The sequence below is a fragment of the Micrococcus lylae genome, assembly GCF_900163825.1.
GTDB lineage: Bacteria > Actinomycetota > Actinomycetes > Actinomycetales > Micrococcaceae > Micrococcus > Micrococcus lylae.
The window spans coordinates 1-23,456 of sequence record NZ_FUKP01000023.1 but is presented as its reverse complement, the minus strand read 5'-3'; the positions used below and the strand labels follow the sequence as shown (position 1 = coordinate 23,456).

25 protein-coding genes, 1 pseudogene and 1 other annotated feature are annotated in these 23,456 nt (G+C 69.0%); of the genes and pseudogenes, 9 read left to right on the top strand and 17 right to left on the bottom strand.

Annotated features, from left to right (window positions below):
* Window positions 1-104: 104 nt before the first annotated feature.
* The 5 genes from FM125_RS03940 to FM125_RS03920 all read right to left on the bottom strand — a co-directional run bounded on the left by FM125_RS03940 (window position 105) and on the right by FM125_RS03920 (window position 6,763).
* Window positions 105-737, bottom strand: a complete 633-nt coding sequence (locus FM125_RS03940) for a hypothetical protein (RefSeq protein WP_087133704.1) — start codon at window positions 735-737, stop codon at window positions 105-107.
* Between the two features lie 415 nt (window positions 738-1,152).
* Entirely contained in the window at window positions 1,153-4,014 is a 2,862-nt protein-coding gene (locus FM125_RS03935) for a hypothetical protein (protein WP_087133703.1), read from the bottom strand.
* Window positions 4,011-4,766 (bottom strand): hypothetical protein, encoded by a 756-nt coding sequence (locus FM125_RS03930; protein WP_067191417.1) that lies wholly within the window; start codon window positions 4,764-4,766, stop codon window positions 4,011-4,013. Before FM125_RS03930 ends, FM125_RS03935 begins: the two co-directional genes overlap by 4 nt.
* A 220-nt stretch (window positions 4,767-4,986) precedes the next feature.
* Window positions 4,987-5,550: a DUF3427 domain-containing protein gene (locus FM125_RS03925; protein WP_174520650.1), complete on the bottom strand. Its 564-nt coding sequence runs from the start codon at window positions 5,548-5,550 to the stop codon at window positions 4,987-4,989.
* Between the two features lie 20 nt (window positions 5,551-5,570).
* Window positions 5,571-6,763 (bottom strand): IS3 family transposase gene (locus FM125_RS03920; protein ID WP_087133702.1). Its coding sequence is split into 2 segments (ribosomal slippage): window positions 5,571-6,476 and window positions 6,479-6,763, totalling 1,191 coding nucleotides; the frame shifts between segments, so codons are not numbered across the junction.
* A gap of 262 nt (window positions 6,764-7,025) precedes the next feature.
* Here FM125_RS03920 and FM125_RS11710 point away from each other — a divergent pair.
* The 6 genes and pseudogenes from FM125_RS11710 to FM125_RS12450 all read left to right on the top strand — a co-directional run bounded on the left by FM125_RS11710 (window position 7,026) and on the right by FM125_RS12450 (window position 10,583).
* Window positions 7,026-7,295 (top strand): hypothetical protein, encoded by a 270-nt coding sequence (locus tag FM125_RS11710; protein WP_210386710.1) that lies wholly within the window; start codon window positions 7,026-7,028, stop codon window positions 7,293-7,295.
* Window positions 7,296-7,324: 29 nt separating this feature from the next.
* A complete protein-coding gene (locus FM125_RS03915) occupies window positions 7,325-8,266 on the top strand; it encodes a metal ABC transporter substrate-binding protein (protein WP_087133701.1) in 942 nt (313 codons plus the stop codon).
* Window positions 8,266-9,003, top strand: coding sequence for a metal ABC transporter ATP-binding protein (locus tag FM125_RS03910; protein ID WP_067191410.1), 738 nt, complete (start codon window positions 8,266-8,268; stop codon window positions 9,001-9,003). Before FM125_RS03915 ends, FM125_RS03910 begins: the two co-directional genes overlap by 1 nt.
* The gene (locus FM125_RS03905) at window positions 9,003-9,878 is read left to right on the top strand and encodes a metal ABC transporter permease (RefSeq protein WP_070637270.1); all 876 of its coding nucleotides are present in this window, start codon (window positions 9,003-9,005) and stop codon (window positions 9,876-9,878) included. Before FM125_RS03910 ends, FM125_RS03905 begins: the two co-directional genes overlap by 1 nt.
* A 60-nt stretch (window positions 9,879-9,938) precedes the next feature.
* A pseudogene (locus FM125_RS12455) lies at window positions 9,939-10,073 on the top strand (metal-dependent transcriptional regulator); the annotation flags it as partial.
* Between the two features lie 12 nt (window positions 10,074-10,085).
* Window positions 10,086-10,583, top strand: a complete 498-nt coding sequence (locus tag FM125_RS12450) for a metal-dependent transcriptional regulator (protein WP_373279965.1) — start codon at window positions 10,086-10,088, stop codon at window positions 10,581-10,583.
* Between the two features lie 5 nt (window positions 10,584-10,588).
* On the opposite strand, the gene FM125_RS03895 is transcribed toward FM125_RS12450, so the two are convergent.
* The 3 genes from FM125_RS03895 to FM125_RS11705 form a co-directional block, all read right to left on the bottom strand.
* Window positions 10,589-11,269 carry a metal-dependent transcriptional regulator gene (locus FM125_RS03895; RefSeq protein ID WP_067191406.1) on the bottom strand — a complete coding sequence of 227 codons (681 nt, stop codon included), beginning with the start codon at window positions 11,267-11,269 and terminating at the stop codon, window positions 10,589-10,591.
* Window positions 11,270-11,547: 278 nt separating this feature from the next.
* A protein-coding gene (locus FM125_RS03890) for an IS3 family transposase (RefSeq protein WP_087133700.1) occupies window positions 11,548-12,796 on the bottom strand; the annotation gives its coding sequence in 2 pieces (ribosomal slippage) (window positions 11,548-12,496 and window positions 12,495-12,796; 1,251 coding nt in all).
* Window positions 12,388-12,518 (bottom strand) — a sequence feature (AL1L pseudoknot). It overlaps the preceding gene by 131 nt.
* Window positions 12,742-13,350 (bottom strand): hypothetical protein, encoded by a 609-nt coding sequence (locus tag FM125_RS11705; protein WP_141756329.1) that lies wholly within the window; start codon window positions 13,348-13,350, stop codon window positions 12,742-12,744. The genes FM125_RS03890 and FM125_RS11705 overlap by 55 nt, the downstream gene beginning before the upstream one ends.
* A gap of 81 nt (window positions 13,351-13,431) precedes the next feature.
* Here FM125_RS11705 and FM125_RS03885 point away from each other — a divergent pair, with 81 nt between their 5' ends.
* Entirely contained in the window at window positions 13,432-14,103 is a 672-nt protein-coding gene (locus FM125_RS03885) for a DinB family protein (protein WP_082740066.1), read from the top strand.
* Window positions 14,104-14,112: 9 nt separating this feature from the next.
* Here FM125_RS03885 and FM125_RS03880 read toward each other — a convergent pair whose 3' ends face one another.
* The 3 genes from FM125_RS03880 to FM125_RS03870 form a co-directional block, all read right to left on the bottom strand.
* Entirely contained in the window at window positions 14,113-14,391 is a 279-nt protein-coding gene (locus FM125_RS03880) for a hypothetical protein (RefSeq protein WP_067191534.1), read from the bottom strand.
* Between the two features lie 13 nt (window positions 14,392-14,404).
* Window positions 14,405-15,118: a RelA/SpoT domain-containing protein gene (locus tag FM125_RS03875; RefSeq protein ID WP_082740069.1), complete on the bottom strand. Its 714-nt coding sequence runs from the start codon at window positions 15,116-15,118 to the stop codon at window positions 14,405-14,407.
* A 130-nt stretch (window positions 15,119-15,248) separates the two neighbouring features.
* Complete coding sequence (locus FM125_RS03870) at window positions 15,249-15,713, bottom strand: hypothetical protein (protein WP_087133699.1); 465 nt, start codon at window positions 15,711-15,713, stop codon at window positions 15,249-15,251.
* 298 nt (window positions 15,714-16,011) lie between these two features.
* Here FM125_RS03870 and FM125_RS03865 point away from each other — a divergent pair, with 298 nt between their 5' ends.
* The gene (locus FM125_RS03865; RefSeq protein WP_087133698.1) at window positions 16,012-17,451 is read left to right on the top strand and encodes a hypothetical protein; all 1,440 of its coding nucleotides are present in this window, start codon (window positions 16,012-16,014) and stop codon (window positions 17,449-17,451) included.
* Between the two features lie 97 nt (window positions 17,452-17,548).
* Complete coding sequence (locus tag FM125_RS03860) at window positions 17,549-18,667, top strand: hypothetical protein (RefSeq protein ID WP_087133697.1); 1,119 nt, start codon at window positions 17,549-17,551, stop codon at window positions 18,665-18,667.
* A gap of 75 nt (window positions 18,668-18,742) precedes the next feature.
* On the opposite strand, the gene FM125_RS03855 is transcribed toward FM125_RS03860, so the two are convergent.
* The 6 genes from FM125_RS03855 to FM125_RS03830 form a co-directional block, all read right to left on the bottom strand.
* Window positions 18,743-19,480, bottom strand: a complete 738-nt coding sequence (locus FM125_RS03855; protein WP_087133696.1) for a hypothetical protein — start codon at window positions 19,478-19,480, stop codon at window positions 18,743-18,745.
* Window positions 19,481-19,627: 147 nt separating this feature from the next.
* Window positions 19,628-19,906 (bottom strand): hypothetical protein, encoded by a 279-nt coding sequence (locus FM125_RS03850; RefSeq protein ID WP_143745211.1) that lies wholly within the window; start codon window positions 19,904-19,906, stop codon window positions 19,628-19,630.
* A 106-nt stretch (window positions 19,907-20,012) separates the two neighbouring features.
* A complete protein-coding gene (locus FM125_RS03845; RefSeq protein ID WP_087133694.1) occupies window positions 20,013-21,065 on the bottom strand; it encodes a hypothetical protein in 1,053 nt (350 codons plus the stop codon).
* On the bottom strand, window positions 21,062-22,261 hold the full coding sequence (locus FM125_RS03840; protein ID WP_087133693.1) for a hypothetical protein: 1,200 nt from the start codon (window positions 22,259-22,261) through the stop codon (window positions 21,062-21,064). The genes FM125_RS03845 and FM125_RS03840 overlap by 4 nt, the downstream gene beginning before the upstream one ends.
* A complete protein-coding gene (locus tag FM125_RS03835; protein WP_087133692.1) occupies window positions 22,258-22,722 on the bottom strand; it encodes a PadR family transcriptional regulator in 465 nt (154 codons plus the stop codon). The genes FM125_RS03840 and FM125_RS03835 overlap by 4 nt, the downstream gene beginning before the upstream one ends.
* A 225-nt stretch (window positions 22,723-22,947) precedes the next feature.
* Window positions 22,948-23,385 (bottom strand): hypothetical protein, encoded by a 438-nt coding sequence (locus FM125_RS03830; RefSeq protein ID WP_087133691.1) that lies wholly within the window; start codon window positions 23,383-23,385, stop codon window positions 22,948-22,950.
* Window positions 23,386-23,456 lie beyond the last annotated feature (71 nt).

Genomic DNA, 23,456 nt, shown 5'->3' with positions numbered 1-23,456 from the left:
CTTTCCGACCCGCAGCACACAGACGGTCCCGCCCAGATCAGCCGAGCACGTCGCCCCCTTGGTGTGTTGGCGCTGGATGTGGGCCGGTCCCGTTTCTCCCCGGATCAGCCGAGCACGTCGGTGAACTTTCGTGCCTCGGCGGCGCCGGCCTCGGCGTCCAGGCCGGGGTGGCGCAGCAGCGTCGCCAGGGTGCCCGCGTCGATGCCCGCGCCGAGTGCACAGGCCGCGGCGACCTCGTCCTCCTCCGGCGGCAGGGCCTCGTCGTCGATGTCCTCGTCGCTGTCCCCCTCGTAGGACTCCACGAGGTCGGCAAGGGACGTGGCCATCGCGCTGACGGACCGCATGGGCAGCACGTGGTCGAGGGAGTCCTCTGACATCCCCTCATGCCCGGCCGAACGCCACGTCCCGTCCTTCCACACGGCGAGCAGGTGGGTCGGCACGCGGTCCCCGTCGTTCGGCAGGTACGGGTGCGACCAGGCCGGGTACTGCTGGGCCAGCTCCGGACCGATCGGCACCTCGGGCGCCCGGAAGTCGTCGCGGTCCCAGGCGCGGAGGACCGCGTGGTCGGCGTCCACCACGTCGAGGGTGGCCCAGCTGCCGCCACCGTCGTCCGACCTCAACTGGTTGCCCTCGATCATGGGGCGACCGGGGAACGAGGCCTGGATCTGTGCGGCATGGATGGCCCAGCGGTCCACGAGGTCCTTCAACGGGGGCAGAGGGTGCGTCATGGCGTCCATGGCCCACACGCTAGGCAGGGCCCGGCGCCGGGTCCAGCAGTCAGCGTCCCGGCGCCTCAGCGTTGGGAGAAGAGCGGCCGCTTCCAGTCCCGGTTGGGTGCGGAGAGCGGCCGTTCGGGTGCGGAGAGCGGCCGGGTCCATGCGAGGTCCACAAAATCCCGGCCGACGCCGGAGCGGGCGGTCCTTCTGTATCCGCAGCGTCGGAAAGAGCGCCGCTGGCGCCATCTTTCCGACCCGTAGCACACAGACAATCGCGCCCCGCCCCGCCCGCCGAAGCGCACGCTTCCCGACGACGGCCGCTCACCTCCACCTCGCCTCGCCCGGCCGCTCACCGCCGCCTCGTCTCGCCCGGCCGCTCACCGAACGCTCACTCTTCTCCGCCGCGCCGCTCACCTCCGCCCCACCCCGCGGCCGCTCACACCGCGGCGTGCCGCAGGGACCGCTCCAGCACCTCCTCGGCCCGCCCAGCCACGTCCTCGCGCCGCCCAGCCACGTCCTCGCCTCGCCCAGCCACGCCCTCGGCCCACTCGACCACGCCCTCGCCCCGCGCCTCGAGCACGGCCACGGTCCGCTCGAGCCGAGCCACTCGCGCGGTGAATCCGCCACGGGCCCGCTCCGGCACGGAGGTCTCGGCGAGCATCTGGCCTTCACGCCAGGCGGCCACGAGTTCACGCTCATAGAGCCGCTGCCCGGCCTCCTTCACGGACCCCGCAGGTCCGGCACCCAGCACGGCCACCGCGTCGATCCGGGACCGGTCCAGGCCGAGCATGAGCTTCTCCACCCGCCGCATGACGCGGCGCAGTCTGCGCCCAGCACGGCCCATCCCTCCGAGCCACCGCAGCCCGGCGGCCCGCCCGGTCAGCGCGTCGAGCACCATCAGCAGGGCGGCCGCACCGGCGAGGATGCCGCAGGTCAGCAGACGCTTCGTCAGCACTTCCCCGCCGACGTCGAAGCTCTCCGTGGCACGCACTGGGATGTCGGCGAGCTCGTCACCGGCCTTACGCACCTCGTCAGCCACCAGTCTGCTGATCTCGTCGGGCTCCTCGGCGGTGCGCATCCGCGTCAGGTTCGCCGTACCCTGCACGGACCGTGGCCCCTCGAGGGTGGTCAGCGCGGAGCCGACCTGCTGCATGCCGTCCTCCCACACGTAGACCGGCACCACCATGGCCGCGGGGCGCACCTCGCCGCCGGCACCGCCGCCGATGCCGTCGATCTCCCCCATGATGCGCCGCACGCCCTCCTGGGCGGCTGCCGGATCGATCTCGCCGTCCGGGTCCTCGCCGGGCCCCACGGGCTGTGGCTCAAGGTACTCCTCGGCCTTCCGCACAGCCACCACGACCTCCATCTCGCCGGGGAAGTCTTCGCCCAGGATCTCCTTGACCCGTTCGGGCTCCAGGCCGTCGCCCGGCCCGTCGATCCGTACGTCCTGCAGCGCCTGCTGCTGCACCTGCGGGCCGAGGTCGGTTCTTCCGTACCGCTCGTAGACGTCGTCGGCCACAACGGAGGCGAGCAGCCAGGCCAGGAGCAGCGCGACGGTCCACCCGCGGACGCCGAGGCCGGCGGCAGTGACGGCCTTGGTGCCGGCCAGCAGTCGGCGTGGTGGCACCGCCTCCCTCCCGACGACGGCACACGCCGGCCGCTGCCGTCGCTCCTCGTCGTGGGGGTCGGGTCGGGCGTCGAGGGTGGTGACGCGGGGTCCGAGGAGGGTGCGGGCAGCGTGGTCGGCGTCGGCGAGGGCGTCGCGCAGGCCGGCGTCCGAGCGCAGGCCGAGGCCGGCGCGGAACTCGCGGCGTGCCGCGGTCTCCTCCTCCGGCTCGGGCGGCTCCTCGTCGCGGGCCTTCGGGGGCACCGGGTAGCGGCGCAGCTGGCCGGCGACGTCACGGAGCACGGCAGTGAGGCGGTCCTCGGCGGCGCTCCAGCGCCCGGCGCCGGCGGCGCTCCAGTGCCCGGTGCCGGCGGCGAGGTCCTCGCCCTGGGCGAGGGCGAGCAGGTCCGCGTGGGCGTCGTCCAGGGCAGTGAGGGTTGTGCCAGCCACGGTCTCGGCGGGGGCGTCCCGCAGCCGGGCCTTGAGCCGGAGCAGAGCGGTGGCGGTGGGGCCGAGGATCCGGTCGAGGACGCGCTGCGGGCCGGCGATGCCGGCGAGCATGCCCGAGGAGACGATGAGCGCCTCGGTCTGGACACTGAGCCGTTCGGTCTCGGCGATCAGATCCCCGGTCTCCTGTGCCAGCTGCCGCCAGGAGCGGGTGTGGACATGGTCGCGGTTGTCCTGGGCGATGGTGTCCGCGGACCTCCGTGGGATCGGCAGGCGTTCGCCCAGCCGGTCCACGCGGCGCTGGAGGGTCCGCTCCTGCCGGGCGGCCCGCTCGAGGTACGCGTGCAGCCGTCGGCGTCCTGCGCGCACCCGCGCGCGCTCGCCCCGGTCGGCCATGCTCGCCTCGGACAGGCTGAGGGCCTGCTCCTGCAGCATGGTGCGCGCCAGGGCGGCCTGGGCGCGCTGAAGGCCGCGTTTCACGCTGCGTTCGCGGGCACCGAAGCGCAGGGCCGCGGCCCCGCAGACGAGCATGCCGATCAGCGGCACGATGCCCCAGGCGAACCAGGTGAGCAGGTTTCGTGGCGGGCCGGTGTAGCCGTGGTCGGCGAGGTCCCGGACCACGTTGACCACGGCGGTGGGGCCCATGCCGCGGGCCAGGTCGGAGAGGTAGCGGCTCTCGAGCTGGGCGGCGAAGACGTCAGGGGTCCGCCGATCATGGTCGAGGGCGTCCTCGATCTGCGCCGTCATGAGGAGCCCGGCCTCGTCCTTGGCGTAGCCGAGGTGGGCGGGGAGGTCATCGGGCTTGGTGGACATGATGATGTCGTAGTCGCCGAGGGCCGCGTCCTGCTGCCCGTCGTCCAGGTACTCGGGGAGCACGAGCACGTCCAGCTGCCGCCAGGACGGGATGGTTTCGCCGCCGGTGACCTCGTCCACGGTCTGTTGGCGAATGCCCGTGGTGGTGTCCTCGCCCTGGACGGTGATGGTGGCGGTGTGTTCGGGTTCGGCGCTGACGGCCTTCCAGCCGAGAACCGCGAGCGCGCCGAGCAGTAGGGCGCAGATCAGCGCGCCGGTCCAGGCGCGGCGGGCGGTGAAGACGAAGAGGTCGGCCCAGTGGCGGAGCAGGCCGTCGTCCTCCATGAGCGTGCGCCGGCGTTCGGCAGCGTCGGTCTTCTCGGCGTCGGTCCTCCCCGAGACGGCGGAGGCGAAGCCGCGGTCGAACTGACGGCCGCGGGGGTCGCGAGTCATGGCGACCTCCTTGCGGCGCGGCGAACCCAGTGCCGGGCGGGGGTGCCCGTCTCCTGCACGCCGGCGTACTGCCAGCCGGCATCCGCCACCTCGGGATCGAAGTGCACGGGCGGGTGTGCCCTGTGGCCCTCGTTGACGAGGTCTCCGATCAGCTGCGCGGCCTGCTCGGCACGGGCCTGCAGGTCCTCCGCCCGTGCGGCCTCCCGGGCGGCTCGGCCGGGCCGGAGGCCTTCACGGACGCCGCCGGTGCGGGCCTCCACCGCGTGGGTGTGCTGGACCATGGCGGTGACGGCCTTCCGCCCGGAGGGCAGGTCATGGGCGCCGTCGGCGGAGAGGGCGAGGCCGAGCAGCCAGAGGCGGTGGCGCAGGCCGAGGCTGGGGTCGTCGGTGTGGCTGCGGTACCAGCTCGCGTCCGCCGTCTTCCCGACGACGGCCGCTCCCCGTGGGCTCTCCTCTTTCCCTGTGTGGGTGGCCGGCGGTGCGGCGTGCTTCGCGCCGTGCGGGGGCGTCCAGTCCGGTGCGTCGGTGCGCCGTCGTCGTCCCTTCGACGTGTTGCCGAAGGTGCCCCGGCCCTGGGCGGCGCCGCGGGTGCGCCGGGCCCGGAGGACGGTCTGCAGGCCGAGGCCGGCCAGGCCGATGAACAGGATGACCGGGAGGATGACGAGTCCTCGCAGGACATCCAGGTCCACGTCGGGGCGGACGGAATGGAGGACGGCGGCGAGGGCCGTCCACCGTGCGGCGCAGCTTCCCATCCCCCACCTCCCAGGACCTGTCGCGGGCGTCACATCCGGGAATCAGTCTACGGAGCGGGGTGGACGGGATGGGGTGCCGGCGAGCCGTTATTGGTCGTCGTGGGTGCCACTGCCGCTGATGCTCTTCCCGCTCGGGCTCCAGCCGTTCTCTCAACCCAACTGCTCGTTCGCTCGTCGGCCCCTCCGTCGCGTTGATGCCCCCAACGTTGTTATCTGTTGATCATCGAGCCGCGCTTGCCTGGAGGAACGTCTCGGCCGGCATATGGCGATCCAAGTCCCACGTGATCTGCATAGGGCGCTCGGTTCCGGACCACTGCGCGAACTGCAGGGTTCCCAGGTTCAGGAATGCCGCGCCGTCGCCGATCTCGTCAGAAGAGGTGTTCCGCACGAACATCAGCGTGTTCGTTGCCCCCTTCTCCTTAGCCAGATACCGCTGTCCAGTCTGCGTCTTCGCACCGAGCCCACTCTGGCTCTCCCAGTGGAACTGGGAGGGACTCACCGCGTAGTCACGGTACATGGTGGTCGGAGAGAACCTCGTGGCGTCCTTCTTGAGCGTCACCAAGAACGCGTCGGTCGAGTAGACATGCGACCATGCCACGCCCTCACGGTGTCCGCTCTGCTTTTTCTCCCATGTCGCAATGTCGAGCCCAGCAAGAATCTCCTCTCGCTTGTAATGCGCATGACTCATGAGGGCCGTTTCGCGCGGCAGCTGGAGAGTCTCAGGCACTGTGCGTGACGCATCGAGCGAGCACTCGAGCAACTGTGTCACCTGGGACTGCTGCACGAATAGGTGACAGGTTGTAGTCACGCCGCCAGTGCGACGGCCGTGTTCATGATGGTCTCGAACTCGATGGGGATCAAACGGCCCAGGCGGGCCTGGCGTCGGCGGCGGTGGTAGGTCCGTTCGATCCAGGTGACGATGGCGATGCGCAACTGATCACGGGTGGTCCAGGAGCGGCGGTCGAGGACGTTCTTCTGCAGCAACGCGAAGAAGCTTTCCATGGCGGCGTTGTCTCCGCTCGAGCCGACTCTGCCCATGCTTCCGACCATGCGATGACGGGTGAGCGCGCGCCGGAACTTCCGACTGCGAAATTGACTGCCCCTGTCGCTGTGGACCACACAGCCGGCGACATCACGGCGCATCGCGACGGCGTTCTCGAGCGCCTGGACGGCCAAGCGGGACTTCATCCGCGAGTCGATGGAGTATCCGACGATGCGACCGGAGTACGCGTCCTTGATCGCGTAGAGGTACAGCTTGCCCTCGGCGGTCTTGTGCTCGGTGATGTCCGTCAACCACAGTTCGTTCGGCGCATCGGCGGCGAAGACGTGCCGGGTCCGGCCGTGCTCATCGACGACCGCGCACAGGTCATCGTGAACCGGAGGGCCGGGCCGGCGGTGCTTGCCGCGCTTGGGTTTCCCGAACGCGCTGAACCAGCCGTTGCTGGACGCGATCCGCCACGCGGTGCGATCCGACATCGCCTCACCGGCATCGCGGGCCTCGTCGGCGAGGAGCCGGTGCCCGAACTCCGGGTCATCACGATGCGCGTCGAACAACGCGTTCGCGCGATACGCCTCCACCACCTCGCTCGTGGTGACGGGGTCAGCCAGCCACCGGTAGTAGGGCTGGCGGGAGAGCTTGAGCACCCGACACGTCACCGTCACAGGGATCCCTGCGGTGGCGAGCTCCGTCACGAGCGGGTAGAACCTTTTCCCGGCAGGTTCGCCTGCGACAGATACGCCGCCGCGCGGCGGAGCACCTCGTTCTCCTGCTCAAGGAGCCGGTTCCGCTTCCGCAGCTCACGGATCTCGGCAGCCTCGGTCCGGGTCTGGCCGGGCTTCGCGCCCTCGTCGATGTCGACGCGGCGCAGCCACTTCTGCAACGTCATCGGGTGGACTCCGAAGTCTTTCGCGATCTGCTCGATGGTCACGCCGGGCTCGCGGCTCCTCGCGACGCGCACAACATCTTCACGGAACTCGCTCGGGTAGGGCTTAGGCACAGCAACATCCTTCCAGGCCCACCGCTCGGGCAAGCCAGATCAGATGTCACCTATTCGTGCAGCAGTCCCCCGGGACTCGGGTAGGGCTGGCATGGCGATCCTCCTCGCTCTTCGGGTGCGACGCACCCCGCCAGCAACCACTACATGTTGTGCCTCACCAGTGCTTGGAGCAACGTATTTAGTAATAACATCAATGTAGTGTACAGATGTACGACACGCCACCATTTGAAACTACGGCATGCCGAACACTATGCTGTGGGCTATGAGACGAACGCACACCGATCAGCGCAGTGAGGGTGCATGGCTGGAGGCCATCACCTTGTTTCAGTCCGTGCGAAAAGCCGACCATGACGCTGCCGGTCGCCTGCTGCGAACGTCTTCCGACCCCGAAGCGGTGACGCTGAACCTCCTGCGCATGCTCGGCGTGTACCTGCGCGGAGAAGCATCCGACAAGCTCGACCACTTCATCAACGCATCCCATCGCGCTGGCCCGCCCCCAACACCTCGCCCTCCGCTTCCACCACTCACATGAACGCCACCCGCTTAACTAAGGAAATATCCATGCCACGTAACTCCCGCTTCCTTCCCCGCCGTGCCCTGCCGCTTCTGACAGCATCCGTGCTCGCGCTCTCTCTTGCTGGCTGCGCGACATCCGGCGAGAACGATGCAGGAGCGGACGACGAGCGTCCCGTGGTGCTGACGACATTCACCGTTCTCGCGGACATCGCAGAGAACGTCGCGGGCGACCACCTGCGGGTGGAGTCGATCACAAAGGTGGGGGCGGAGATCCACGGCTACGAGCCCACCCCGGGAGATATTCGAAGAGCGTCGGAGGCGGAGCTCATCCTCGACAACGGAATGAACCTCGAAGCATGGTTCGGTCAGTTCGTCGAGGGACTGGATGTGCCTCACGTCGTCGTCAGTGACGGCGTCGAGACGATCGACATCACCGAGGACGCCTACGCGGGTATGCCGAACCCGCACGCCTGGATGAGCCCGGTGAACGTGCAGATCTACGTCGACAACATGGTCGACGCTTTCAGTGACCTCGACCCTGAGAACGCAGCCGAGTACGAGGTCAACGGCGAGGCGTACAAGGCCGAGCTGCAGGCAGTGCAGGACGAGCTAGTCGACGAGCTGGCGGTCCTGCCCGAGAACCAACGGGCACTGGTCACCTGCGAAGGCGCGTTCTCGTACCTCGCACGGGATGCCGGACTGACGGAGAAGTACATCTGGGCGGTCAACGCCGAGCAGCAGGCCACGCCTCAGCAGATCACCTCTGCCATCGAGTTCGTGCGCGACAACGATGTACCCGCGGTGTTCTGCGAGTCCACCGTGTCCGATGCCCCGATGCAGCAGGTCGTCGAAGCGACCGATGCCGCCTTTGGCGGTGTGCTGTATGTCGATTCCCTCTCCGAGGCGGACGGCCCGGTCCCCACCTACCTGGAGCTGATCCGTCACGATGCGACCACCATCATCGATGCCCTGACGGGAGGTAACTGATGGAGACAGCGATCTCCGTGCGCGACGTCACCGTGCACTACGGTGAGGTCCTCGCCCTCGACCACGCCACCCTCGACATCCAATCCGGACGTGTATGCGGGCTTGTGGGCATGAACGGATCCGGGAAGTCCACCCTGTTCAAGACCATCATGGGGCTGCTGCGCCCCGACTCCGGAACCGTACGCGTGAACGGTGAGAACCCGACGAAAGCACGCAAGGCCAGGACCGTTGGCTACGTGCCCCAGAGCGAAGACGTCGACTGGGCGTTCCCCCTGTCGGTGCGCGACGTAGTCATGACTGGACGCTACGGGCACATGAGATTCACCCGCCACGCGAGAAAAGTCGACCATGACGCCGTCGACCACGCGCTCGAACGGGTCGAACTGACCGAATACGCCGACCGGCAGATCGGGCAGCTCTCCGGGGGGCAGAAGAAGCGCGCGTTCGTCGCTCGGGGCATCGCTCAGGGCGCGACGATCCTGTTGTTGGACGAGCCATTCGCGGGCGTTGACAAACGCTCCGAGGCCACGATCACCCGGCTCTTACGAGAGCTCGCCGACGGCGGGGCCACGATCCTCGTCTCCACCCACGATCTCCACGCATTGCCCGACCTGGCCGACGAAGCCGTGCTTCTGATGCGGCGCGTGCTCATGCACGGCGACCCCGACGAGGTACTCCAACCCGACAACCTCGCCCTGGCCTTCGGCCTGGACGTCCTGAACCGAGGCGACAACTGATGAACCTGATCGAGTTCTTCCTCGAACCCCTCAGCTACGACTTCATGGTCCGCGCCCTCGCGACCACCCTGATCGCCTCGATCGTGTGCGCGGTGCTCTCGTGCTGGCTTGTCCTGATCGGCTGGTCACTCATGGGCGACGCCGTCTCCCATGCCGTCCTCCCCGGAGTGGTCCTCGCCTACATCGTCGGGGCGCCGTTCGCCCTCGGAGCGGTCGTCTTCGGATTCCTCGCTGTCGCCCTCATCGGTGCGGTGAGAGACACCAGCAGAGTGAAAGAAGATGCCGCAATCGGAATCGTGTTCACGACACTGTTCGCTCTGGGGCTCGTGCTGATCTCCGTCACGCCGTCGCAAACCGACCTGAACCACATCATCTTCGGCAACCTGCTCGGCGTGTCCTGGGCCGACCTCATTCAGGTGATCATCCTCGGCGCGATCACCTTCACGATCCTCGTCACCAAGCGCCGCGACTTCACCCTCTACGCCTTCGACCCCACCCACGCCCACGCAATCGGTCTGAACCCGAAGATCCTCGGCGCGGCTCTCCTCGGCCTCCTCGCCCTCACCGCCGTCGTCGCCCTGCAGGCCGTGGGCGTCATCCTGGTCGTGGCGATGCTCATCATCCCGGGAGCGACCGCATACCTGCTCACGGACAGGTTCGGGCGCATGCTCCTTATCGCTCCCGCCATCTCCGCAGCCTGCGCTGTCATCGGCCTGTACTTGAGCTACTACCTCGACACCGCTTCCGGCGGCATGGTCGTCCTCGCGCAGGGAGCCGTGTTCGCGCTTGTCTACCTCTTCAGCCCCCGGCACGGGCTCATCGGGACCCGGATCGTGAGCACACGCCGCAGACGCGCACTCGCTTCCGCGCAGTAGAAGGCATCCCGCACGCGCGGCAAGAGCGACCGGTCAGGGACCAGAGCACGGTATCTCCGTGCGATCTGGTCCCTGACCGAGACCAGTGACGCTCCGGTCACAGTCACAGGTCTTTCCCGTGTGCTGAGGTTCGTGCCGGGGAGCGTGTCCGAACAGGTAAAGCGACTCGTCGATGACGGTCTCGCCGACCACGAACGGTACAAGAGCATCTTCCTTACTCCAGCGGGACACCTCGAAACGATGCGAGCAGTGCGGGTGAACCGGATGCTTCGGTGCTTCCTCCACGATGTCCTCAGTCTGCCCTGGAGTGAACTCGCCACGAACGCCGACGCATTGGAAGCCAGCAGCTCACCCCGCTTCCTCCAGCGAATCGAAGCTGCCCTCGACCAGCCCACCCACGACCCCTACGGGCACCCCATCCCCACCGCAGACGGTCGCATCGAATCCCATCAAGATACCCCTCTGTGGGAACTCGCACGCCGTCGATGGGTTCCCGTGAGGATCACACGCGTCGCCGATGCACCAGTCGAAACACTGGCGTTCCTCGACGAGCGACGCCTTCGCCCCGGCACACGCCTACACATTCGGGCAAGCACAGCGGAAGTCGACATTATCGAAGCCCGCACAGCGCAATGGCACGGCACGTTACTCCCTGCCGGAGCAGCCGTTCTCCATGCGTCACTCCACAACGAAGCTGCGCGGTGACAGCGTCAACTGGCCGCGACAGACACGTAGAGTGCATCTGTCGCCGAACGGCCCAGTGCTACCGAGGCGTCCGATCCCGCAACTCGCGCGTCCAATGCGTCCGAGAACGGCGCCCCTTCGTCGATCTCCAGTGTTGATCCGATGACGAAACCATGCTCTTCGAAGAACTGCAGGAGCGCTGGGTCCGAGTCCGAAATGCGCTCGACGACCACTCGGTGCCCCGCCCCGACTCCGGTCAGCTGCGTCGCGTCCGGGATGTGCACTGTCCCGTCAGCAGATGGGATCGGGTCGCCGTGAGGGTCCCGGGTGGGGAACTTCAAGAACTCGTCGATCCGGTCGATCATGAAATCTGACACCGCATGCTCGAGGTGCTCAGCCTCGTCATGCACCTGATCCCACGAGTAGCCCAAGACGCTGACGAGGAATGACTCGATCAGTCGGTGCCGACGGACCATCGCCAGCGCGTAGGAGCGTCCCGTCTCCGTCAGCTCCACCGAACCGTAAGGAGCATGCTCGACAAGACCCTGCGTCGACAGCTTACGGACAGCATCCGAGACCGAAGAGAGCTTCAACCCTGTTCGCTCCGCGATCAGTGTCGGAGTCACCGGCACCGACGACCACTCCGTCAGACCCCACACAGCCTTCAAATAGTTCTGGGTACTCGCGGACAACTCAGAGACGGACATGAGCTCAGAATATCCCCGAACTCACAACTACGGCGTGGCGCCATTCAAAAGTACGGCATCGAGACGGCAAAGATCGTTCGTCGCCAGAAGCTCCCCGACCACGGCTCGGCTAACGGTCCAACCGTGACTGAACCAGTGGAACGTACAACGCATCCTTCTCGATGCACAGCACGCGATAGCCATCGCTGACCGCTGCTTCCACCATCGTCCCCGTGAAGTGCCCTGGGTTTCGTTCCGGGCTCAGGATGCCACCGGCGGTATGAATCGCCCCGGGTTTGTTAGAGGCTCGCAAGTGCCGCCCCGGCAGGCGCCGGCACGGGGTTCTCATGATGGTAGACGTCCTCGAACTCGACCGGAGGGACCAGCCCGATCTCGCCGTGCACACGACGATGGTTGAACCAGTCGATGTACTCCGCGACCGCGATCTCTAAGTCCTCGATGGACTTGAACGGGCCCCTGTTCCGGATCAGCTCCGCCTTGAACAGGGAGTTGAACGCCTCGGCGAGGGCATTATCGTAAGAATCCCCCGTCGAGCCGACCGAGGCGACTGCACCGGCCTCGGCCAGCCGCTGGGTGTAGCGCACCGCGACGTACTGGGCTCCTCTATCACTGTGGTGCCGTAGCCCGGCCACGTCCTGGCCGGCACGCTGACGCGTCCAGAACGCCATCTCCAACGCGTCCAACGCCAGGTCCGTGCGCAGCGACTTCGACAGCTGCCAGCCCAGCACCCGGCGGGAGAACACGTCGATGATGAACGCGGCATACACCCACCCGGCAAAGGTGCGGCAGTAGGTGATGTCAGCAACCCACAGCTGATTCGGGGCCGCCGCGGTGAAGTCGCGCTGCACCAAATCCTCGCGAGAATCCGGTCCCCGGCCCGGGACTGTCGTGCGAGGACCCTTCGCGCGGCTGATACCGCGCAGCCCTGCGGCACGCATGAGCCGCTCGACCGTGCATCGGGCAACTTGGATGCCCTCGCGGCGCAGTTGCGCGTGGACCTTCCGGGCCCCGTAGACCCCGTAGTTGGCCTCGTGCACCCGGCGGATCTCAGCGAGCAGCTGCTCATCGCGCAGACGGCGGGCCGAGACAGGACGTGTCTTCGCGGCGTAGTACGTGCTCGGTGCGATCTGCGTGCCCGCTGCGGAGAGTGTGGCGCAGATCGGCTCGACACCGAACTCGTCCTTGTGGTCGTCGATGTAGTCCACGATCAGCGCTGTGGGCGTCTCGAGCATCCGCCGCGAAGAAAGCCGATGCCGAGCGCAGGATCGCGTTGGCCCGCCGCAGCTCACGGTTCTCCTTCTCCAGCTCGGCCACACGAGAGGCCTCGCTGGTCGTGATCCCGGGGCGGTGGCCACCGTCGATCTCGGCTTGGCGCACCCAGTTCCGCAGCGTCTCGGGATTGATCCCGAGCTGCTCACCGACTCGGCGGAACGCTCCAGACCTCGTGGCGGGGTCTTGGCGGGCTTCGATGGTCATCCGCGTGGCGCGTTCGCGGAGCTCGTCGGGGTACTTCCGTGGTGCTGGCATGCTCTGCATCCTTCCGTTGAATCAGAGCCTCCACCAGACCCGGGGCGATTCAGTCCGTGCCACTTCACGAACGCGCACAGCAGGTCAACACGATCCGCGGAAGCCAACTCATACCTCACCTCCGAACCGATGCTGGGTTCTGCCTGACCATTCGTCAGCAAAGCGACATCAGAGAACGGAGTCTGAGGTCGTTCGGCCGGGGGCGCCATGGGTTCTTGAGCCCGGCGCAGCTCGTGCAGCACACGGATCTTGCCGTCATCGACGAGATTGTCCAGTTCATAGTCCGCCCCGAGAGCGTCAACGACCCGTGCCGCCAGAGACAATTGCTGTTCACGTGTCCTGGCCGAGGCGCCTTCGAACGCGTGCTGGATCAGGCCCGTGAGGTGCGTGGTCAGGTGCTGAGGAAGTGCTTCGTCCGGCACCGTGGAGAACGTGGGAGACAGCATCGTTGCCTCCGCCACGTTCTTGGCAACCTGCCTGGTTTCGAGTCGTTCATACACACCCGGTACGAGGTCGTTCTGACGGTTCTGCGAGGACGAGGCCGATCCGCTCATGCATTCGATTCTTGCATCCACAACCGACTCGATAGTGAGCTAGCTCTCCCCCGTCGCCGCTCACTGATCTACCCTCACCCCATGACCACACCCCAGAACCAGGCGCCCTCCGATGCGGAGGCGAGTGCCGTCGTCGGGAATGAGGGGCAGGGCTCCTCAGACCAGCCCGCTCCCCTGGTCCCCGCCGTCCCGCACGGTGCGTTTCTGGGCTTCGACGAGCACGGCCGGCCCGAACCCGCCGTCGCTGCTGGCGAGGCCGGCACGCTCCTCGGGTTCCTGGAGTTCCAGCGGGCCACGTTCCGGTGGCGGACGCAGGGGCTCACGGACGAGCAGCTGCGCCGCACGGTGGACGGGCACGCCTCGACCATGTCCCTCGGCGGGATGCTCAAGCATCTGGCCTTCGTGGAGTTCTTCTGGTTCGAGGTCACGGCGCTGGGAAGGCCGACGACGCAGCCGTGGGTGGACGTTGACTGGGACGCGGACCCGGACTGGGACTGGCACTCCGCGGACCAGGACGGCGCCGACGAGCTGCGGGCACTGTGGGAGGAGTCGGTGGCGAAGTCCCAGGCGATCGTGACAGACCTGCTCGGAGACGATGAGGCCGCAGCGCTCGCCCGCACGCACCCGGCCTGGGGCGGCGCCCAGGACGTATCCCTGCGGTGGATCCTCACCCACATGATCAAGGAGTACGCCCGCCACAACGGGCACGCGGACCTGCTGCGCGAGCAGATCGACGGGCAGACCGGGGAGTGAGCGGGCGGCTCAGCTTCGGTGGGCGGTGAGCTCGTCCAGGCGAAGAAGGCTGCGCAGATCGACCTTGGAGGCTCCGGCGAAGTACGTGGAGTGCGTGATCTTCACGGTCTCGAGAGAGTCCGAGCCGACAAGCACGATGTCGATGTGCCCGTCCTCTCGATGTTGCCGTTCGCGGGCGCTGTATGCCGCCGTCGCGGACTCCACATCCGTTCCGAACTCAACGACATCGATCAGCTCGTCACGGGCGTGGTCGAACACGAGCAGGTAGTGGTTGATCACTGGTTCCACCGTTCGCCTCCCTTCAGAGCCCAGCCTTGCGAAGTACACGCATGGCCTCCTCTCCAAGGTAGACCAGGCTGTCAAGGTCCTCCTGAGACGGTTCTGGGGCCAGCCCCTCGGCAAACGCGTCTATCCGCGAGACAACCGCCAGGTACCTCTGCAGAATGCTCGTCCCATCCTGTTTGTGATTGGTCCTGGTCATGCCGGACAGCCGCTCGACCAGCTGCGCCCACGCGTGCATCGGCGGAGTGCGGAGCTGAATCTCCACGAGACAGCTGTCCCATTCCACGACCACATGGACGGCCCGGTAACCGGACTCCCGTGGCTCGGACACATAGTCGCTGGATCGTTTGATGCGATCTCTCCACGTTTTCCGGATGCGTGCTTCCAAGAGCCTGAGCTGCTGGACGTCACTGACCACCACACGACAGCCGCCGATGTCCTGCATCCGGGACAGGTCCAAGCCTGATTCACGGATCAGCTTGTCCGTGATGGTCGGGACCTTCTTCAGGCGCTGCGTGACCTCACCGTCGATCTCCAGACTGCGGCAGAACCTGCGGAGGCCGTTGTTCACCTTGACCAACGGGAGGGCATGCCGGGCCCGGTGCTCCTCGATGACCGTCAGCGCGCTGTCCATTTCGTGCAGCCCCGCTTCTCCTCGCTGAAAGGCGCGGATGGTCGATCCTGCACGACGGACCGCGCCCTTGGAAGGAAAGCTCCGGGTGTTCCCACTCATGGTTCATGAGACTATTCAGGGCGGCGGACACGACAGCGCCACTGTGGAAAGCCAGCCCCGCGGCGGTGGACGTCTCAGACGAAGGCGAGTGCCGTCGTCGGGAAGCACTCGGCACGGCCCAAGCGCAAAGTCAGCACCGCGGCCGCCGGTCCCGGTGCCGCAGCACCAACCACGTGCCCAGGGCGGCCAGCCCGGCCGCGAGCAGCAGGCACACCACGCTGAAGCCGAGCCCCTCGGCGGCGCCCTGGGGCAGGCCTCCCCCGCCGGGGAGCAGGTCGCGCAGGAACGCGACCGCCCGGAAGCCCGCGGCGAACAGCACCCACGCCATGCCGAACACGAACGCCGCCAGCTTCACGCCCCGCCGCGGCGGCTCCGTGGCCCGGCGGCCCTGCCGTGCGGTCATCCACTCACCGGGCATCGGCGGCGGCACCGCCCTGCGGCCCCACGAGACGACCAGGCCCAGCGCGAACCCGCCGACCAGCACCGCCAGCAGGCCGGCCGTGATCAGCGAGTAGACGGTCGCCGCCTCGGACGGCCCCTTCGTCCACACCAGGAACGTCAGGAACCCCACCAGCGGCAGCGCTGGCAGCGCCACCGACCCAGCGCGATCAGACAGCCGGCGCGGGCGGCGCGGGCGGCGCGACCCGCGTCCCTGCCGGTCCCCCCGCACGGGCTCCGGCCTGGCAGGCCCCGGCGGATGCGGGGCGTACTCCCCTGCGGGTACGGGCCGGGAGTCGAGCCCTGCGACGGGTACGGCGGGATGCCCATGTCTCCGACCCTAGGGCCAGGCACCTCCCGTCCGCCTCGCCTTGTCCGCCGCACCTGGCAGACTCGTGGTGTCCGCCCCGGCCGGACACCGCCACGCCCCGCCGCCCGAAGCAGAGAGGACCTGCATGGAGATCGTCATCTGGATCGCGTTGCTCGCCCTGGTCGGGTTCCTGGGGATCGGCGCCGTGCTCCACTGGCGTGAGCACCGCTTCTACGGCGGCCTGCAGTTCCAGGAGAAGCCGGCCCTGGACGTCAGCGTCCACATGGGGCAGGAGGGGCAGACTCACTTCCGGCAGGCCCTGCGCGAGCTGCGCCACGCCCTGAAGAACGATCGCCACGAGGACGCCGCCGGCTGGGTGCGCGCCGCACGGCGCCGCGGTTGGTGGCTGGCCGAGACCGCCGCCGCCTCCGAGGAGTCCAAGGTGCTCGGCACGGTGGTGCGGCAGGTGGCCTCCCGCCGCGCGAGGGTCGAGGAGGCGGCCGTCAACATCGAGGAGACCGGCGCCATCGGCAGCCTGAATGCCGCCAAAGGGCAGGGCGGCCATCTGGACGCCGCCCACCTCTCGGGCCGGCACGCCTGGTCCGAGGTCACCGACCTGCGCCGCCGCCGCATCCACGACCGCACCGAGGAGCACTACCGCTGGGCCGTCGCTGAGATCGTCCGGATCGTCGAGCTCCACTGCCATGACACCCCGACTGCCGAACGGCTCATCGCCGACGCGCAGGCCCCCGTCACTGAGGAGGACCTCGCCTCCTGGGTCGACTTCGAACACCACCTCAGCCACTGGGCGGACAACAAGGTTCCCCACGGCGACCGCCTCCACCCCGAGCGCCCGCCCCTGCCGGCCTACGCCACCGACGCCGCCCGGAAGAAGCACCTCGAGGCAGCCCGGCAGCGGGAGCTCGACCCCGGCGCCCACGGTGACTCACCGCTCCCGTCCACGACGACGGCCCCTCACCTTCCGACGGCGCCCTCCGCTGGGAGGGGCGCGACCGTCGTCGGGAATCCGGCCGGAGACGGCTGGGACGGACACCGCACACTGGCCCGCCGCCGTGAGCAGGCGCGTGGGCTGCACCAGGAGATGACCATGAAGGTCGCCTCCTATGACATGGACTTCGACCTGCAGCTGAAGTACCCGCAGTTCCACAACCGGGACATCCCCGAGGTCCGCGCCATGGACGGCGCCGCCCGCCGCGCCGCGGACGAGTGGGACCTCATCGAGTCCGTGCCGGACCGGCAGCTGACCGCCGACGACGTGGCCTCCTACCGGCAGGCCGTGGACGCGTTCAAGCAGGCGGTGCTGGCGTGCGACGCGCGCGTGCGGCTCATCGGCGACTCCGGCATCTCCGATGCCGAGCTGCGCGACCTCGAGACCGCCCGCGGACTGTTCCGGCACATCTCCGACCCCGCCAACCCCGAGCAGCTGCGCGAGCAGTACCGGGCCCGGCTGGTGGAGGTGCTGCGGCGCATCGACTCCCGCCCCGGCAGCCGCGTGAGCTTCACCCCGCAGGGGCTGCTGGCGCTCGAGGCGGGCGAGGGGGCGGAAGGCTCCAAGACCCCCTAGGCGTTTTCGCTAGCGAAATGGGAAGCGGCAGCTCGGCCGCGCAACCCCAGTCCACGGACAGCCCCTACCGGGGCAGTTCTAGGTCTATTCTCAGACCATGGATTTCTGGGATCGCGCGATCGACATCGCGGACATCGTCACCGCCGTCTCCGCCGTCATCGCCATCATCATCGCGGTGTACCTGGGCGAACGGGCCATCCGCATCGCCAAGTCGGACAACGGCGTCTCCCGCCGTGAGTTCGCCTACGCCCAGGCCGACCGGCTCGTGGAGGCGACCATCGACCTGACGGGCGCCGCCCATGACCTCGCCGAGGCGGGCGCGGACCCGCAGGAGGCCGACCACCGGCTCCGCGCCGCGTTCGATGTCTTCGACGGCCGCCTCCTGGTGCTCCAGACCATCGGCGGCATGGACGGTGACCTCACCGACCGCCGCTCGCCCACCACTCTCAAAGACGCCGCCTCCGGCGCCGCTGCTTCTGACGGCTCAGTCCCGAAGCACCCGACCCGCCAGGACAAGATCCGCACGATCCGCGCCTTCGCTCACATGTTCGAGCCGATCGCCGGGGCGCATCGCGCACTGGCCCAAGACCGTGGGATCCTCGCCGCCTCCGTGTTCGACCACCGGGACGACCAGGGCTACGAATCGGTGCTGGCAGCCGTCGAGACGCATGCGGAGGACCCCAACCGCCCCCAGGGCACCGGCTCCTTCGACCCGTCCCCGGCCTACGCGGCCACCCTCAGGGAGCACCTCGCCGACGAGGACTGGATCCCGACCCGCAGCCAGGCCCTCCGCCTCACCCTGCCGTGGCTCTGGAACGAGCTCGGCGTCATGCGCACCGCCTGGGATGCCGAGGACGGAACCCTGCAGCAGATCCACTTCGCGGACGACCTCTCAGTCAGCGAGGCGGGCGTGCCCGCCTATGACGAGGAGGACGGGCCGCGCGCCCAGCCGGACATGGCCGCCGGCCAGCCCCGCTCGGACGCCCCCTTCGACGAGACCGTGTTCTCCTGGCTCAAGCACTGGCCCCACGACGGCCGCTCCTACGCCGACGACCCGATGGACCCCGGCCACGAGATCCCCGTGTTCGCTCGGCCGTCCGTGCTCGAGGTGCCCCGCGACATGATGGCCGACCTCCGCGACGAGCTCCTGGAGCGCGTCCTCGAGCTGATCGCCGACCTCCGCGAGGCCGACCTGCGGGACCAGGACAGCCTCTGATCCCGGCCGTCGGGCCCCTCCCATTTCGCTAGCGAAATGGGAGGCGGGCGCTCAGGCCGGCCACCGCGCCCGCGTTCACTCGCGCACGGCGCCCATCACGCCGACCATGGCGGCGACCTCCAGCCCCGCAGCCCCGGCCACCAGCCACGGAGGCGGGGCGACGGCGGCGAGATCGCGGTCGCCGAGCGGAGGACAGCGTCGCTGCCGTCGAGTCCCCCAGCGGATGAGCAGCACCATGGCACCCATGTAGAGGACCGGGATGCCGATGCCCACCACCAGGCCGAGCGGTGAGAGAGTCCTCTCCGGATCCTGGACGACACGGAGTGCCCACTTCACGGTCTGCTCGAACGGGAGCGCCCCCAGGGTCGCGCCGAAGACGCCGAGTGACACCACGAAGTCCCAGCGCGCCTTCACCACGGGGATCAGCCCCGTCTCCGCCGCGAACGCCATCTGCCATCGGCAGCGACGGGCATAGACCGTCATGTGCACCCCGAGGAAGAACAGCGCCGGCCCGATGACCAGGATCGGAGCAATGCGGCTGACCATCGGCGACCAGTCGCCCGTGTCTGCCGCGGCCATGAAGCCCATCAGAAGGTTGACAAGCAGTGCAAAGCCCCCGACGACCACGGTGCCGACCATGAGGATCCAGCCGAAGACCCTGCAGCCACTCGCCGCAGACCTCCGCTCCTCCCACGATTCCGGCGTGACCCAGTCGTACCCGTCTGGCGCGTCCGGCTTCTCCTCTTGGCGAGCCGCTTCGCGGTCGGCTTCACGGTCGGCTTCAAGGCGCGCGACAGCGTTGGATTGCTGCATCGGGTCCCCTCCCGGTCAGACGGACCGGGCCCGTCACCCGGTCACTGACCAGTGAACCAGGTCACCAGCCGGCCCGCAGAGTTGTCCACAGGCCTTCTTCGCGTCTGCCCGGCCCAGCCGGCGCCCCGGCTCCACACGCCTCTCCCCCTACGGCCGCTGCACGCGGATGCCGCCCCAGATCAGCAGCAGCGAGACCACAAAGGCCATCAGGCCGCCGCCGAGCCACGCGAAGATCTGCGTGTAGTCCTCGGCGAGCGCGGCCTCGCGCAGCGGGTCGCCGATGTCCTTGAGGACCCAGACCGCGCCGACAGCGACCGCCAGACCCACCAGCACGGCGATGATCCCGACCAGCCTCCGGAAGAAGCCGGGGCGTCGTCGGGTGCCGCCGCGTCGGGCACGGCGTGTGCGTCGCTGTGACGATTCCATGGGCGTGAGCCTAGCGGGCGGCCCTGTGTCCGCCTATGCCTGCGCACAGAGGCGACCGCGCATCGGCAGGTTCGACGACGGCCCCGCCGCCGCCTCAGCGCCAACCTCAGCCGGCGTCACGGCCGGCGCCGCGCCACTGCACACCGGCCAGCACGGGGAACAGCACCGCTCCGGCCACACGCCACCACCGCACCGTCTCCTCCGGGGAGAGCCACTCGAACACGAGCATCCCCACCCAGTACGCGGCCACGGCGGTCAGCAGCACCGCGTAGAGTCGCTGCTTGCGCCGGGTGTCCGCCGGCAAGCGGGACGCATACTCCGCGGGGGTGCCGAACTCCTCCGCCAGCGTCCGGCCGGAGGCCTCCGCGTGCGAACGGGCCTCCTGGACAATCTGCCGAGCACGCTCGTCCGAGTAGCCCAACCGACCACGCAGGGTGCCGCCGAGCACGAGGGCCCAGGTGCCGTCGTCGGGAATCTCCTGGACCGAGGCGTCCCCGGTGTTCTCGTCCCGCGGCAGCAGCCGGAAGCCGAGCAGCCCCAACAGCAGGTAGGCGCCCACGACGGCCAGCAGCCACGCCACAGACCCGGTGAACGCCACAACGTCCTGCAACCCCGTGAACAGCAGCGCCGCACCGACCGCCAGGAACACCGTGACCGCACCGGTCATCCCCACGGACGCGGCGAAGGAACGGCGCAGGATCGTGCGCGACCACACCGTGATCACCACCGCCATCAGCGTTCCCAGCACCAGCGGCATCAGCAGGTGGGGCCAGGAGTAGTCGAGGGTGAGGCCGTCGAACGCCATGACCACCGCGAACGGGACCGAGAACAGCGCACTGATGAGCAGCGCGTTGCCCGGTACCGCCCGCCACGTCAGCGGCGACTCCACGGCCAGCACCGCCTCACCGTCCTCGGCCAGCTCGTCCCGGCGGGAGCGGGCCCAGTCCGCAGCCGGACCGAACAGCTTCTCCGGGCGCGTGCCCGAGGCCTCGACGACGGCCACCGCCTCCTCGAGTTCCCGCACCATCACGTTCTCCCGGACGTCGTCCAGCACGAAGCGTGCGAACGCCTCTTCGGCCCAGCGCCTGTCCGACTCGAGTCCGCGGGCCTTGGTGAAGCGGGTGAGGAGGTCCTCCATGCGGGCATCGGCGGTGCTCATCGGGTGTCTCCTTCGGTGGTGTCTGCGGTGCCGGTGGTGGTGCGGGCGGACGCCCCGGCTGCGCGAGCCTGCCGCGCGTCGCGAGCGGCGGAGCGGGCGCCGGCCCAGGCGAAGCCGGTAGAGACGGCTGTGCCGGCCACCACCAGCCAGTGCACCCAGGAGACGTCCCCAGACGGGACCAGGACGCCGAACAGCATGCCCACCACCAGAGCCATGGCGACCGTGAGGACGGCAGCCCGGTTGCGGGCGTGGTGCACGCGATCGTGCGGGATGCGGGCGGCGTAGGAGGCCGGGGAGCCGAACTCCTCGGCGAGGGTGGCGCCGGACTCCGCGGTGTGGGCGCGGGCCTCCGCGACCGCCTCCGTGACGCGGTGCTCCGGCACGTCCGCGCGGGAGCGCAGGAGATAGGCGAGGCGGGCAGCCCATTCGTCGTCCGTCTGCGGGGTAGCACCCTGGTCCGCTGCAGCGTCCGGGAGGGCCCGGGCGGCAAGCCAAGCCAGGGCGGCGTAGACCGCGGCGGGTGCGAGCCAGAGGAAGCTGCTGATGCCGGCGAAGAGGACCTCGCCGAGAGCCAGCATCACCAGAGCCGTCAGCGCGATGAGGGCTCCGGCCAGGACCAGGACCACGCCGAACGCGACCACCGAGGCCAGCCGGCGCTGCAGTCTGTCCCAGGCCCAGAAGACGCCCACGCCGCCGAGGCCGATCACCGCCGGCAGCAGCAACAGGCCCAGCGAGAGGTCGGTGGTGAGTCCGTCCGCGATGAGGGTCAGGACGAGGGCGAGGACGGAGGCGACGGAGGCCAGCACGAAGCCGACCGAGAAGACGTCCGCTGCCGAGGTGGCCGAGGAGTCCGTGAGCGAGGTGCCCTCGGCGGCGGCCTCCTCCTGGACCTCCGCGGCCCAGTCCTCCGGCAGGCCGAAGAGTTCGTCCAGGGACTCCTGCGCCTCGACGGCGACCGAGTGGGCGCGGGCCAGCAGCCGGTGACGGTGCGCAGGGGTGACCTGTGCGACGGCGAGGTTCCCGTCGGCCCGGCGGGCCCAGTCGGCGTCCTCCTCGCGGCCACGGACGTCAGCGAAGGAGTCCACGAGGTCGCGGAGTGCGCGGGAGATGGAGGCCCCGGAGGCGGAACGGCGGGCGATGCGGCCGCGACGGGCAGGACTGTCCTGGTGGTTCATGCGATCTGCCTGCGTGCTCATGATGTCCCCTCCTCGGTGGTGCCGGTGGTGTGAGCGGTGGCGCCGGTGGTGGCAGCCCCTGCGCCGGCCGATCCTGCGACGGCGTCCGACGTGTCGGCCTGGTCGCCGAGGCCGGCGAGCGCGGCGGCCAGGGCCTGGAACGAGGCGACGGCCTCGGCGTACTCGGCGCGGCCGGAGTCGGTGAGCTCGTAGTCCTTGCGGCCGGGGCCGCTCTGCCCCTCGACCCAGTGGGTGGTGACGTGGCCGGCGTCCTCGAGACGGGCGAGCACTGGGTACAGCGAGCCGCCGCGCAGCGTGCCGAAGCCCCGGGCGGCGAGCACCTGCCCGATGCCGTACCCGTGCAGCGGCCCGCCCAGGAGCGCACCCAGGATGGCGGGCTCCAGGGCCGCCCGGACCCAGCCCGAAGGCCAGGGGCGGTGGTCTGCGTGAGGCGCGGGGCCGTCGTCGGGAAGCGATGTCACGTATCTAAGTACACCTTGTACCTAGGTCCGGATGCAACCCCCTTGCCCGAGAATCACGTGAATCAGGGCCGCCACGGCGCCCTACGGCCCCGGCGCAGCCCTTGCGTGTATCAAACCTGGGTCGGATCGCCCCGATTCACCCCGGTTCAGCCCACCTTTGATACACGCAACGCCGAGGACCGGGGCCACCTCAGCCCCCAGACCCGGCAGGCCGCAGCAAGGAGGTCACCGCGGCAGCGGGAAGTCCTCCGGAGTCGCGACGGTGAGACCGCGCAGGTAGCCGCCCTGGCGGGGGTCGGCCCAGGCGTCGGCGTCGTTGTCCTCGAGGGCCCAGGTGCCCTCCTCCCACAGCATGTGGTCCACGGCGTGCGGCCAGAGCTCGCGCTCCCTCTCGGTCAGGTCCACGTGGGCGAGGTAGGCGCGGGCGAAGGCGTCCCACTCCCCCGCATCCTGGAGGCGGCCGGGCGCGGAGGCGGACTCGTTGTGCAGCAGCACGGCGGCCATGGCGTCGGCGCGCTCGGCGATCTTCTTCACCACCACGGCGCGACCGCCCGGGGACACGGCGCGGTGCACCGGCGACCACGGCGAGAGCGAGTCGGCGGACACCTCGGTCAGCCCGAAGTCGGCGGTGAGGGGGCCGGCGGGGCTGGGCGAGGTGCTCATGAGCGTCGAGCCTAGCTGTACCCGGCCATCACGTTGATGACACTCGTTGAGCGGGAGTCTTGCCCCCAAGC